Raw genomic sequence first — 13,686 nt, forward strand, 5'->3', positions numbered from 1 at the left:
AAGGGATGACATGGAGACCCTGTTCAGCCAAGGAGAGTCGGAGCGCACGCTCAAAAACGCCCCGCTTGCGGTGCGCATGCGCCCCGACTCGCTCGATGAATACGTAGGCCAACAGAAGGCGGTGGGCCCGGATTCGTGGCTTCGCCGTGCGATCGAACACGACGTGCTCTCGAGCGTGATTCTCTACGGACCTGCCGGCACGGGCAAAACCACGTTGGCGCATATCATCGCCAAACATACGAGGAGCGAGTTCGTCGAGGTCTCTGCTGTCACGGGCACGGTCAAGGACCTGCGGCGCGAGATCGATGACGCCCAGCGCAGGCTCATGGCGTTCGACCGGCGTACCATCCTCTTTATCGACGAGATCCATCGCTTCTCCCGCTCTCAGCAGGACGCCCTGCTGCACGCTGTAGAGAATCGCACCGTGGTGATGATCGGCGCCACGACGGAAAACCCCTATTTCGAGGTCAACTCGGCCCTGCTGTCCCGCAGCCGCATCGTCGAGCTCGACTACCTCACCGACGAGGACATTGCGGTGCTCGTTCGGCGCGCGCTTGCCGATAAGCGCGGCCTTGCCGGGGCGTTTACCGCCGACGACGAGGTCGTCTCGGCCATATGCCGCCTTGCTGCCGGTGACGCCCGCAGCGCCCTGACGACGCTCGAGCTTGCAAGCGAGGTGGCAATCCTTCGTCCCGAGTCCGATGCCCTCCGCGAGGCGGGCAAGGCTGTGCCCATTCTGCTCGAAGACGTTCAGACGGCCAATCCTCGGCGCGGCCTGTCGTACGACAAGTCGGGCGACATGCACTACGACATCATCTCGGCATTCATCAAGTCCATGCGCGGCAGCGACCCCGATGCGGCGGTCTATTGGCTCGCGCGCATGATCGATGCCGGCGAGGACCCCAAGTTCATCGCCCGGCGCATCATGATCCAGGCGTCGGAAGACATTGGCAACGCCGACCCCCAGGCGTTTCTCATCGCGGCTGCCGCCTTCAAATCTGCCGAGGTCATCGGGTACCCTGAATGCCGCATCAACCTGGCTCAAGCGGCGATCTACAACGCCCTGGCGCCGAAATCGAACGCCTGCGAGGCGGCGATCGACGCGGCGCTTGCAGACGTGCGCACAAGCGGCCAGCGCGAGGTGCCCAGCTACCTGCGCGACCGGCATCGTCCCGGTTCCGAGGACTACGGCGACTACCTGTATCCCCACGACTACCCTGAAGGATGGGTTGACCAGCGCTACCTGCCCGAGGGGTTGGAGCGTGGCGCCTTCTGGAAACCCGCGGGCCGCGGCTGGGAACAGTGGCGCTACGAGCAGGCGCCCCGTAACGCTGGCTCATCCCGCGGAGCTGCAGGTTCGGACTAGGTGTAGGGTTGCCCCGCGGAGCGGCGAGCTTGGACCGGGCATAGGGTCCAATGTCTGTCGTCGAGACACGTCTGTCGCGCCGATTCGGACCCGCGCCTCTGGAGACGAGGTCGGTTCGTGCCAAGGGCGATTCAAAGTTGGCGCATGGGGTAGTATTACCATCAGTTGTGTATTGAGGTTGCGGCGTGCACGTCGCTTCTGGTAGGGGAGGCAGCATGGATCCGCTGCAAATCGTTTTGATCGTACTGGCGATTGCCGCCATATGGGCGGTCGTCGAGGTCGCGCTCACGCTTCGTCGTACGCGCGGCACCATGGACGGCGTCGATAAGACTATGGGCAACGTCGACAAGGCGGTCGATGAGCTGACCCAGGTCGCCGCAGAGGCGCGTCCGGTCCTCAAGCATCTGGACGAGGCGATTTTGGAGGCCCGTCCGGTCATCGCCCATCTCGACGATGCCGCAGCGGAGCTTCAGCCCGCGGCGACGCAGCTCGAGCCTTTACTGAAGTCCGCGACCGTTGCCGTGGACGCGCTTTCCGCCAACCTCGTCGAGGTCGAAGGCGTCGTACGTGACGTCTCTGCCGTGACCGGCGCCGCCGCCAACGCGGGAAACGCGGTCTCGGGGTTCACGGACTCCGCCACGGGCGTTGTGAACCGCATTATCGGCAAATTTAAGTCGCATGACGACGAGCAGCCCCCTGCGCTTGAGGACGGGGAGCCGGCTGCTCCGGCCGCTCCTGCAGCTGAGGCCCCTCACGCCGATTCCAACGACGCTCCTCAGACTGTGACGCCTGCACCCGAGCGCCCGGGTCGCTACTTCACCTATGGTTCGACCGATGACACACCTGCGTCCGACGCGTCTGCGTCCGACGCCGACACGAAGGAGAGCATCCATGACTAATGGCAGCCCGGAGCAGGTTGTTCTCGAGGTGCGCTGCGAGCCGCGCCTTGCCCGGCTCGTACGCATGACGGCGGCCAACGTCGCCATGCTCTCGTCTATGTCCGTCGACCGTGTAGAGGATATCCGCATGGCGGCGGAGGAGGCATTCATCTATGCCTGCACGGTTGAGCCCGACGAGGCCATCTGCATCGCGTTTACCGTCGATGAGGGGCATGTCGCCATGGACTTCGAGCTTGGCGACGTCGACCTGGAAACCATCGACGCCTCTCCCGAGGCGGCCTACGCCGACCTCATCCTCACCGCGGTCTGTGACTCCTACTCCAAGGATACCGACCCGGTTGTACTTCACCTCGACCTCAAGGCGGATGTCTAATATGGCAGAACGCACCCAGTCAACTAAGACTGCCTGGGACAAAGAGAAGACGCGAGAGCTCTTCCGAAGGTACAAGGAAGAGGGCGACATGGACGCGCGCGAGAAGCTCGTCATGTCGCACCTCAACCTTGTGCGGTTCCTGGCCAACAAGTTTAAAAACCGCGGCGAGCCTCTGGACGACCTCGTTCAGGTGGGCTACCTCGGCCTGCTGAAGGCTATCGACCGATTTGACCCAAGCAGGGGCCTTGAGTTCACGACGTACGCGACGCCCACCATTCTGGGCGAGATTAAGCGCCACTTCCGCGACAAGGGGTGGAGCGTGCGCGTACCCCGTCGCCTGCAGGAGCTCTCCGCCAAGGTCAACCAGGCTACAGACACCCTGACGACCCAACTGCAGCGTTCGCCCACCGTTGAGGAAATCGCCGAGTACCTTGACGCTTCGGTTGACGAGGTGCTTGAGGCCATGGAATCGTCTTCGGCGTACAGCTCGGTCCCGCTTGAGGGTACGGGCTCTTCCGACAACGACGATGCGCCTTCGGTCATCGACCGCTACGCGTCTGAGGACAACGAGCTGAGCTTTACCGACGACCGTCTGGTGATCGAAGAGGCGCTCAAGTCGTTCTCGCCGCGCGAGCGTGAGGTCATCGAGCTGCGCTTCCTGAAGGGCATGACGCAGATCGAGATTGCCAAGGAGCTGGGAATCTCTCAGGTTCAGGTGTCGCGCCTGCTGCGCCGGACCCTCAAGAAGATTCAGGACAAGATCGATCCCGAGGGGGTCATCGCGCGCTCATGAGCAACCCGGCACGCTCCTCGCACACCGATGCGGATTCCAAGATCCGCTCGCTCGCTCCCATCGCCCTGCGCGTATGGATTGTGGTGGGCGCCATCGTCATCGGCTCTGCCGTGCTCAACGTTCTCGGTGTGCTTGCGCCGGTCATCGAGTTCTTTGCCGTGGGCTCGCTTGTCGCCTTCGTCGCGTCTCCCATCGTGAACGTGCTTGAGCACCACGGAGTGCCGCGCGGTGTGGGTGCACTGCTGGGACTTGTCATCGTCGTGGCGGCGGTGCTCTGCCTCGTCCTGGTGATCGCGCCGGTCTTTATCGAGCAGGTCATGGACGTCCTCATGGTGCTGCCATCGCAGCTGCGCGCCTTCGGCGAGTGGGTCGTTTCGGTTACCAACGACTTCAAGATGTTCTCCCAGTCCAGTTGGGCCACCCAGCTGGACTCCGCCCTGGGGTCGCTTGCCAACGTGGCGTCCGACTTTGTGGCACAGCTTGCAGGCGATGTCGGCAAGGGCATGTTCCCGTTCATCTCGGGGTTTGCCTCGCAGCTCTTCATCATCTTTTTGGGCCTTGTGCTGGCTTATTGGCTTGCGCGCGACTATCCTCGCATCCACCGCGAAATCTGCACCATCGTGGGCGAGGACCGCGAGACGAGTTATCGGTTCATGGTCGCCATCCTGTCGCGCTCCGTGGGTGGCTACATGCGCGGCCAGGTCATCACGTCGGTTATCAACGGCCTGCTCGCGTTCGTGGGTTTCGTGGTGATCGGGCACCCCTATGCCGGCCTCATGGCCGTCCTTACGGGGCTCCTGCACCTCATTCCCGTCGTCGGCCCGTGGATCTCGGCCGCCGTGGCGGTTTTGCTGGCGGTGTTCTTCGATCCGCTTTGCGCCGTCTGGACACTCGTGTGGGCCATGGTCGCCCAAAACATCACCGACAACGTGATCTCACCAAAGATCATGCAGTCTGCAGTCTCGGTGCATCCGGCCATGAGCCTTGCCGCCATCGTCGTGGGCTCGGCGCTGCTGGGGCCGCTCGGCATGGTGGTCGCCATCCCGCTCTGTGCGGCCATGAAGGGCCTCTTCATCTTCTACTTCGAAAACGGCACCAAGCGTCAGCTCGTCTCCTACGACGGGGCGATCTTCCAGGGTACGCCGTTCCGCGATGCCGTTGGCTCTCCGGTCGCTGCATACGATGCCCTGGGCGATGATTCCTTCGTAACGGAGTCCGAACTCGTCGATGAGGATGTCGCGCCGGACGCCGAGGCCATGCCGCGCCCCGAGCTCGACAACCCGTGGAGCCGCCTTTCGGCGCTCCAGCCTGGTGCAACCGGCATGTTCCGCAATCCCTTCGCTTCGGATAAGTCCGAGCAGGACGACGGCGACACGTCCGGCGACGGCGACACGTCCAGCGACGGTTCCATGTCCGGCGCCGGCAAGCCGGGGGAGCGCGACCACAAGAAGGGCGACGGCAGGCGTCAGTAAGGCCCGCGGTCGGTCGCGTCCATATCACATGCGCATATTCCCTACATGCTCGCAGCCTTCGGTGCTGTAAGGGGCTGGTCATGCTATCCTTTTGTACGTTTACGTCACGTTGTACACGTGTGTTTATCTGAGGAGAACGCCACATGACCGAAGACCGTCCCACCATGACCACCGCAGAGATTCGCTCTGCGTTCTTGAAGTTCTTTGAAGACAAGGGGTGCAAGCTCTATCCCTCGTCGTCGCTTATCCCCGACGACCCGTCGCTTCTGCTTGCCAACGCTGGCATGAACCAGTTCAAAGAGTATTACCAGGGCAAGAAGACCATGCGCGAGATCGGTGCAACCTCGTGCCAGAAGTGCGTGCGCACCAACGACATCGACATCATCGGCTCCGACGGTCGCCATGCCTCGTTCTTCGAGATGCTCGGCAACTTCTCCTTCGGTGGCGTCTCCAAGGAGCAGGCGTGCACCTGGGCGCTCGAGCTTTCGACCGATGTCTTCAAGCTTCCGAAGGATCGCCTGTACTTCACCGTCTTCACCGACGACGACGAGACCTACGACATCTGGCGCAGTCTTGGCGTTGCCGAGGACCACATCAGCCGTCTGGGTGAGGACGACAACTTCTGGGCGGCTGGCCCCACCGGTCCGTGCGGCCCCTGCTCCGAGATCTACTACGACATGGGCCCCGAGGTCGGCTGCGGCCGTCCCGACTGCGCGCCCGGCTGCGACTGCGATCGCTTCCTGGAGTACTGGAACCTCGTGTTCACCCAGTTTGATCGCCAGGAGGACGGCTCCATGCCGGAGCTGCCGCACCGCAACCTCGATACCGGCATGGGCCTTGAGCGCATGAGTGCCATCATGCAGCACAAGACCTCCTTCTTCGACAGCGACATCATGCAGGGCCTCATCCGCCTGGGCGAGGAGATTTCGGGTGTGACCTACGTGGGCGACGACTACGAGGGCCCCAGCCGCTCGCTGCGCATCATCGCCGACCACGCGCGCTCCGTTGACTTCATGATCTCTGACGGCATCCTGCCGGGCAACGAGGGCCGCGGCTATGTGCTGCGCCGTCTGCTCCGTCGCGCCGTCTTCCACGGCCGCCTGCTGGGCGTCGAGGGCGCCTTCCTGGGCCGCTTCATCGACAAGGTGAACGAGCTCATGGCCGATGCCTATCCCGAGCTCACCAAGAACGCCGCTCTGGTTAAGGGCATCGTGAACGCCGAGGAGGAGCGCTTCTCGCAGACCCTCGACAACGGTCGCGTCTATCTGGACGAGGCGCTCTCCAAGCTCGGCGAGGGCGAGGTGCTCGACGGCGCCTCTGCCTTTATGCTGCACGACACCTTTGGTTTCCCCATTGACCTTACCGTCGAGATCGCCCAGGGCGCGGGCCACGACGTTGACATCGACGGCTTCAACCGCGAGATGGAGGCCCAGCGCGAGCGTGCGCGTGCCAACGTGAAGGGCGACGCGTGGGGCTCCTTCAACGACGTGTGGGTCGAGCTCTCTGACAGCGTGGCCGCGACCGAGTTCTGCGGCTATGAGGACGATGCGCTCGAGGGTGCTCACGTGCTCGCGATCGTGCGCGACGGCGCCTCGGTCGACGCTGCCTCTGAGGGCGAGGACGTCGAGGTCGTGCTTGACCGCACGCCGTTCTATGCCGAGATGGGTGGCCAGATGGGCGATACCGGCGAGCTTGCTTCTGCGGGCGCGCGCCTTGCCGTGTCTGACACCAAGGCCCATGCGGGCATCTATGCGCATGTCGCGCATGTCGAGGCTGGTGAGCTTCACGTGGGCGATACGGTGGCTGCTACGGTCGACCATCATCGCCGCGAGCTCCTGCGCCGCAACCATACCGCGACGCACCTGCTTGACGCCGCGCTTAAGGAGGTGCTGGGCGACCACGTGAACCAGGCAGGCTCCCTGGTGGCGTCCGAGCACCTGCGCTTCGACTTCACCCACTTCGAGGCCCTCTCGACCGAGCAGCTTGCCCGCGTCGAGGAGCTCGTGAATCGCGAGATCTTTGCCGCCAAGCCCGTCGTGACCCAGGTCATGGGCATCGATGAGGCCAAGGCTGCCGGCGCTGTCGCACTCTTTGGCGAGAAGTACGGCGACGTGGTGCGCGTTGTCTCCGTGGGTACCGAGGACCGTCCGTTCTCGCGCGAGCTCTGCGGCGGCACGCATGCCCGCAATACCGCCGAGATCGGCTTCTTCCGCATTGTCTCCGAGTCCTCGACCGGCTCTAACGTGCGTCGTATCGAGGCTGTGACGAGCGAGGGCGCCGTGGCCTATCTGGACGCGCGCGCTCACATGCTTGAGCAGACCGCCGAGGCGCTTAAGTGCCGCGTGGACGAGGTTCCGACGCGTGTCGCCGGTCTGCAGAAGGAGCTGCGCGAGGCCAACCAGAAGCTCAAGGCCGCCCTTACCGGCGGCTCGTCCGACGCCATCTCGCACGCTATCGAGACCGCGCGCGACATGGGTGCCTACAAGTTGGTCATCGCCCAGCTCGAGGGACTTGAGGCTGCCGACCTGCGCAACGTCTGGGATACCGTGCGCCAGAAGGCGCAGGGCCCCGTGGCGTGCGTGCTTGCTACCGTGACCTCCAAGGGCCAGCCGGCGCTTCTTGCCGGTGCGACCGACGAGGCTGTGGCGGCTGGCTTCAAGGCGGGCGATATCATCAAGCAGATCGCTCCGCTTGTGGGTGGCGGCGGTGGCGGCCGTCCCACCATGGCTCAGGCTGGCGGCAAGGATGCCTCTGGCATTCCCGCGGCGCTCGAGGCTGCTCAGAAGGCACTTGAGGCGTAAGCGACATGGCTGCTCTGGCGCTCGATATCGGTGATGTTCGCGTTGGCATCGCTGCGTCTGACGCAAGCGGACGCGTGGCGATGCCGGTGAAGGTGCTTCCGGCGGCGGAGGTGACCGGTATGGCTCGGTCGTTCCGCATGATCTTGGAGGACTATGAGCCCGAGGTGCTCGTGTGCGGGCGTCCCGAGACCCTGGGAGGGGAGGATGGCCCGCAGGCCCAGCGCGTCACCGAGGTGGCTCGGCGCGTGGGCGAGGCGACCGGTCTTCCCGTCGAGTTCGTCGACGAGCGCTTGTCCTCGCGCGAGGCCAAGCGCATCCTGCGCGAACAGGGCCTTTCCGAGCGCGATATGCGCGGCAAGGTCGATATGGTTGCAGCGAGTCTGTTTCTGCAGACTTGGCTTGACCGTCAGCGCAACGCGTAGGGGAGTGCCCGGGGGTTGTCTGGCGCTAGGCTGCGCGGTTGATTTGCTTGTGGAGGCGAGGGTCCAGTTGGGTCCTCGCCTTTTCTTTTTGTTTTCGGGCGAGCGCGATGCGGTTTCTGGGCTGCACCTCCCGCGGGTGGGCAATTCTGCCGTCCCCTGGGCAGCTGCGATGCGTCGGGGTTGTGCCGCTGGTCAATTCGAGTGGCGGCTGGGTATGAGCGACGCATTCGGGTCAAGCGGTTGGTCAATTCGGATGAGCGCTGGGCAAGAGGGGCGTGGTCTCGTGCAGCTGTTGGTCAATTTTGTTGAGCGCTGGGTACGTGCGGCGAGGTGTCGTCGCGCGTTGACCCGTAATGGGGCTGCCTTGCTGTCCAGGAGGCCATCATTTTGACCACATCTGCATGCATGCGAGAAGTACCGATGCCCAGCGCGCGCTCCAATTGACCACACTCCCTCCAATGTTGCGATCTTCGTACCCAGCACGAACCTATATTGACCATTCCGCAACCGATCTTGTGGATCGTCCGCCCAGGCGAGCGCTCGATTGGCCATCGGTTTAGGCATCCAGTCGTGCGATGCTCACGCATGGTCCTCTGTCTCTGCATTGCATACAAATTGGGGTAGGAGTGTGGTCAGCTTGCCGGTGGCCCATCCTGTTCTTGCCGCCATTCGGACAATCAGGCGACCGTTCGGACAAATCTACTTGTTCGGTTCAGGCATTTTCGATACGTTAATCTTAATGGAGATGTCTGTCGCTTAAAGACGTGCGGCAACAGAAAGGCTGGTACCGCCATGATTCTCAAGTCGATTCAAAATGTTTTCGGGGGGGGGGATGCTCATTCTGAGCATCTAGTCCAACAACGGAATAGCTGGATTCGCATCGTAAGCATCTGCGCAGCGGTACTGTGCGCAGCGGTGATGGTGCCTGCTGACGCGCTGTCGGCGAAAGCCGCGACGCTAAGCGAGGTTTTGATAGATGCAAGATCTGCTGAGGGTACAGCTGTGCTGCCACGGGATGTTGACGATGTCCAGGCTATGATTGACGCGCTTCCCACGGCGGAGGCCTTGGCGTCGATGTCCCTGGACGAACAAGCGACGGTCTATGACCAGGTACAGGCAGCCTGTGATGCCTATACCGTCCTGACCGACGAGCAGAAAGAGCAGATTACTGGGGCGGAGGTTATCAACGACCTCTTTGCGGTATTCAATGGCACGGTGAATGCGCTGGCAGACAATACGTACAATATCAACAGTGGAAATGTCGTAATTTCCGAGAGTGGCAGCTATACCATCACCGGCAGTGGCAACACGACAAACACCATTACGGTCAATTCTGGCGTGATGGTGACGATTACATTAAACAACGTCAACATTGACCTCTCAAACGGTAGCGGCCCCGCCTTTGATATTCAATCCGGCGCAAATGTGACGCTGATCCTGGAGGGCGCAAACACGCTCACCAGCGGCGACTGTATCGGCATCAATAGTAGCGGCGCCCCCGGTATCCACCTGCCCACTGGTGCGTCGCTTACGATTCAGAGCCTCAATGGAGATGCTTCCGCCTCGCTGGCAGTCAAAGGTGGCAAGGAAACCATAAGGGGCGGCGCGGGCATTGGCGGCGATTTAGACGAAAGCTGCGGCACGGTAACTATCAACAGCGGTTGTGTGGAGATTAATGGCGGCGATGCGGTCTATGCTGGTGGTGTAGGCATCGGCGGCGGCACCAAGACAACATACACTGCCGGAAATGGTGGCACGGTGATCATCAATGGCGGCACCGTCAACATAACCGGGGGTGCTGGGAGGTATGGCGGAGCGGGCATTGGCGGCGGCGTCTCCGCATCCGGCCCTGCCGGCAGCGGTGGCGTAACGGTTATCACCGGCGGCAATGTGACCGTCACAGGCGGTGCGGGCGACTATGTTGGCGGCGCAGGCATCGGCGGTGGCACAGCATATAGCGGCCAAGGCGTCGGCGGCAACGGCGGCACAGTGGTCGTGCTGAATGGTGCCGAGATTACCGGCGGCCTCGGCGACGATCGAAATGGCAACGACTGTGGCGTTGGAATTAGCACGGCTTGGAATGATGGTGCAGATAGCGGTGACGGCATCTTGCCCAGTGGCGACGACTATAGTGTCTATGGCGATTTGGAGCTGCCCGACGATATTGTAATTCACAGCGGCGTGACCGTAACCATCCCAGATGGTACCAGTTTGATTATCCCGGAGAACATAGAGCTGGTGGTGGATGGCACGCTGAAGGTGGAGGAAGGCGGCTCTCTGTCCAACGGCGGAACGATTTCCGGTAGCGGCACCCTGACCGGCGACGGAACGGTTGCGAATAATGGCGGTACTATAACCGTGAGCAACAATGATTTTGCCGCAAATGTTACTTTGAGCATAACCAGCGGCGGAAGTCCCGTAGGTTCTGTTACCTATGGCTCCACCGTTACCCTGACGGCCAACGTAACAGACGGCTCCGGGGCAGTCAATAGCGGCACCGTGTATTTCTATCAGGGATCGAATACATCCGGCACTCTGCTGAACAGCGGCGGCACAAATGTGAACAGCGGCAAAGCATCCTATAGCTTGACTTTGAACGATGCCAGCTGGACACCCAGCGAGAAGGCCTACACCATCACCGCCGTCTATGCCCCCGGGCAGGACAGCGGTCTGCTGTCGGGCAACGGCGCCGGCGCCCTCACCGTGTCCAAGGCGACACCCGGCGAGCCGCCAGACGGCCCAAATATTTTGAATGAAAAGACTACAACCAGTGTTACGTTGAATCCGGTTGATGACGATGGTGCAGATATCTACGGTACTATTCAATACGGATATATCACGGGTGATGAGACTTCTGTCCCGGAGGATCGCTGGCAGAACAGCAATGCATTTACTAGCCTGTCCCCCGGTACGGACTACACCTTCTACACCCGATACGCCGGGAATGACTACTATAACCCGTCCAACCTCTTCTACTTCGGCTATCGTCTCACCACTTTACCTTCCGTTACGACCACCAGCCTAACCAGCGGATATGTGGGCGTGGAGTATGAAGCGCAACTGGAGGCCAGCGTTGCCGATAACAAGACGGTGACATGGACGCTTGCGAATGGTGCCACCCTGCCGGAGGGACTGACGCTGAATGCCAGTACCGGCGTAATCAGCGGCGTGCCGAAAGCGACGGCTACCAGCCACAGCTTTACTGTTCAAGCGTCTATCGACAGCATTGTTAACTTCGAGCGGATAACCAACACGGCAATCCTGTCCATCAGCATCAACGCCGGTAAGTCGGACATCTCGGCGAACACCTACAACGGTGAAACGCAGACCGACACATTCAACTACGGTGACACCATCACGGTCAAAGGTACGATTTCGCCCTCCAGCCAAACGCCCAGCGACGGCATCAACGCCATCGCGGAACCGGCGCAGAACCAGGTGGGTCTGTATTTGGGTGAAACCGAACTCGCTACGGCGGATGTGGAGAACGGCGGCGGCTTTACCCTCACCTATGACACCAGCAACAAGGGAATCCCCATAGGGGAGGAACAGACCCTCACGGTGAAGTATGGCGGCAGCTCTGATCTTATTGCTGGTTCCGCCACTGTGACCATCACGCTGAACCGTAAGCCCGTGACGGTTGCATTCACCGGTCCGGCTACCAAGACCTACGACGGCAATGTGAAGCCGCCGGAGGGCCTGGCCGTCGTCCTGGCCGACGGAGTTGTGGTGGGGGATGACGACGTGACGGTCTCGGCGGCCGGCATCGCCTACGACAGCCCCGGGGTGGGGACGGACAAGACTATCACCGCCAGCGGGCTCGTTCTCGGTGGTGATAATGCGGACTGGTATGACCTACGTGAAACGTCCGCGACCACGGCGGGCTCCATCAGGAGCCCCTACGTGCCGCCCTCGACGCCCTCCGGCCCCGTGTCCGGCGGGACGAAGGGCTGGGACTCCATCATCGACAAGCTCAAGGGAGCAAAGGACGGCGACACCGTCACCGTGGACATGAAGGGGACCACGGAGCTCCCCGCCGAGGCCCTCGAGGCAGTCGCCGGCCGCGACGTCACGCTCGTGCTCGACATGGGGGAGGGCGTGTCGTGGGAGATCCGGGGCGTCGACGTCCCGGCGGACATGGCGTTCACCGATCTCGACATGGGGGTCGAGATGGGTACGGACGCCATATCGGCGGACGTCGTGAACCTCGTGACGGGCGAGGCGGGCTCGGTCGAGCTCACGCTCGCGCACGACGGACCCTTCGGGTTCACGCTCACGCTCGTGGCGCCGCTCGGCGAGGAGGCCAAGGGACTTGTGGCGAACCTCTATCACTACGACCCCGAGAAGGGGCTCGCATTCGAGACCTCCGGCGAGGTCGGGGAAGACGGCTCGGCTCGCCTGCCGCTCAACCACGCCTCGACGTGGCTCGTCGCGCTCGACAGGGCCTCGCACGCGCTGCCCTTCGCGGACACGTCCGAGGGCGAGTGGTACTCGGAGGCCATCCGCTGGGCGTGGCTCCACGGCGTCATGACCGGCTACGACGACGGGTCGAACCTCTTCGGCACGGGGGACGCCCTCACGCGCGCCCAGCTCGCGGCGACGCTCTACAAGGCCGCCGGCTCGCCCGCGGCCGACCCCGCCGGTGTAGAGAGGTACTCCGACTGCGACCCCGGCGCCTGGTACGCGGAGGCGGTCTCCTGGGCATCCGACCAGGGCCTCATGTCGGGCTACGACGACGGGTCCGGCCGCTTCGCGCCTGACGCCCCGCTCACGCGCGAGCAGCTCGCGACCGTCTTCTGGAGGGCGGCCGGCTCGCCTGAGGCCGAGGCGGACCTGGGGGCGTTCCCCGACGGCGGAGAGACGTCCCCGTGGGCGAGGCCCGCGGTCTCCTGGGCGGTCTCCACGGGCTTGCTCAAGGGTTATGATAATACCGGCGAGCTCGGCCCCGCGGGCACCCTCACGCGCGCACAGATGGCCACGGTGCTCTACCGCCTCGCCGCGGAGGGAGCGGGCGGGGACCTCGGCATCCTGTAGAACGCCGGCTTTGTTTCCGATGTGCCGGCCCGGGACGTCCAAAAGTGGATTGTCCCGGGCCGTCTTCGTCCCAAGGGGCTCCTTCCTTGTTCCCGAGCCGTATCCCTCGCCCTAGTTGCGTGCGCGCTCCAAAAGTTGATGGAGGTTTTCGGCCATAATCGCCTCCAAATGAGGGTGATTCTGGCCGAATCGCGCACGCAATTTTCATTGGGCGTACGCAACTTCCGCCGGGCGCACGTAATTCCTAAAAGCGGCACGCATCTGCCAGGGTCAACCGCCATGCCAAGCGCCTCACCTCAGCACATGCAACAAACCCACGGTTTATACAATACGTAACCAAGAACCTGGTAAACGGTCGTTATCCTCGGTAAACGGTACCTTTACGCGCAATATGCGCGAATTCTGCATAAAACTGACGACATGTAAAGACCGTTCGCCGAATCGTCTCTACCTGCGGAAACGACCGTTCGCGGATATTATTTCGAACGTGATTCACTAATTCTATACAATTAACCAAGGTCTGTGG

The 13,686-nt window shown here is 62.4% G+C and carries 8 protein-coding genes; all 8 read left to right on the forward strand.

Annotation, left to right across the window (positions count from 1 at the left end; all coding sequences use genetic code 11):
- Window positions 1-10: 10 nt before the first annotated feature.
- The 8 genes from B5F33_RS03615 (at window position 11) to B5F33_RS11065 (ending at window position 13,160) form a co-directional block, all read left to right on the forward strand.
- Window positions 11-1,366, forward strand: coding sequence for a replication-associated recombination protein A (locus B5F33_RS03615; protein ID WP_087410426.1), 1,356 nt, complete (start codon window positions 11-13; stop codon window positions 1,364-1,366).
- A 215-nt stretch (window positions 1,367-1,581) separates the two neighbouring features.
- Window positions 1,582-2,265 (forward strand): hypothetical protein, encoded by a 684-nt coding sequence (locus tag B5F33_RS03620; protein ID WP_087410427.1) that lies wholly within the window; start codon window positions 1,582-1,584, stop codon window positions 2,263-2,265.
- Window positions 2,258-2,638 (forward strand): ATP-binding protein, encoded by a 381-nt coding sequence (locus B5F33_RS03625; RefSeq protein WP_087410428.1) that lies wholly within the window; start codon window positions 2,258-2,260, stop codon window positions 2,636-2,638. The genes B5F33_RS03620 and B5F33_RS03625 overlap by 8 nt, the downstream gene beginning before the upstream one ends.
- 1 nt (window position 2,639) lies before the next feature.
- A complete protein-coding gene (locus B5F33_RS03630) occupies window positions 2,640-3,431 on the forward strand; it encodes an RNA polymerase sigma factor SigF (RefSeq protein ID WP_087410429.1) in 792 nt (263 codons plus the stop codon).
- A complete protein-coding gene (locus B5F33_RS03635) occupies window positions 3,428-4,903 on the forward strand; it encodes an AI-2E family transporter (RefSeq protein ID WP_087410430.1) in 1,476 nt (491 codons plus the stop codon). The genes B5F33_RS03630 and B5F33_RS03635 overlap by 4 nt, the downstream gene beginning before the upstream one ends.
- Window positions 4,904-5,046: 143 nt before the next feature.
- Entirely contained in the window at window positions 5,047-7,704 is a 2,658-nt protein-coding gene (gene alaS, locus B5F33_RS03640) for an alanine--tRNA ligase (RefSeq protein WP_087410431.1), read from the forward strand.
- Between the two features lie 5 nt (window positions 7,705-7,709).
- Complete coding sequence (ruvX, locus tag B5F33_RS03645; RefSeq protein ID WP_087410432.1) at window positions 7,710-8,126, forward strand: Holliday junction resolvase RuvX; 417 nt, start codon at window positions 7,710-7,712, stop codon at window positions 8,124-8,126.
- Window positions 8,127-9,128: 1,002 nt separating this feature from the next.
- Complete coding sequence (locus tag B5F33_RS11065) at window positions 9,129-13,160, forward strand: S-layer homology domain-containing protein (RefSeq protein ID WP_143757937.1); 4,032 nt, start codon at window positions 9,129-9,131, stop codon at window positions 13,158-13,160.
- Window positions 13,161-13,686: the final 526 nt, after the last annotated feature.

This window comes from Collinsella sp. An2 (assembly GCF_002160065.1).
Taxonomy (GTDB): Bacteria; Actinomycetota; Coriobacteriia; order Coriobacteriales; family Coriobacteriaceae; genus Limicola.

Excerpts from the sequence above, each read along its gene's own strand:
- B5F33_RS03620 (WP_087410427.1), top strand. The coding sequence starts at position 1,582 with ATGGATCCGCTGCAAATCGTTTTGATCGTACTGGCGATTGCCGCCATA.
- B5F33_RS03625 (WP_087410428.1), top strand. The coding sequence starts at position 2,258 with ATGACTAATGGCAGCCCGGAGCAGGTTGTTCTCGAGGTGCGCTGCGAG.
- alaS (WP_087410431.1), top strand. The coding sequence starts at position 5,047 with ATGACCGAAGACCGTCCCACCATGACCACCGCAGAGATTCGCTCTGCG.
- B5F33_RS03635 (WP_087410430.1), top strand. The coding sequence starts at position 3,428 with ATGAGCAACCCGGCACGCTCCTCGCACACCGATGCGGATTCCAAGATC.
- ruvX (WP_087410432.1), top strand. The coding sequence starts at position 7,710 with ATGGCTGCTCTGGCGCTCGATATCGGTGATGTTCGCGTTGGCATCGCT.
- B5F33_RS03615 (WP_087410426.1), top strand. The coding sequence starts at position 11 with ATGGAGACCCTGTTCAGCCAAGGAGAGTCGGAGCGCACGCTCAAAAAC.
- B5F33_RS03630 (WP_087410429.1), top strand. The coding sequence starts at position 2,640 with ATGGCAGAACGCACCCAGTCAACTAAGACTGCCTGGGACAAAGAGAAG.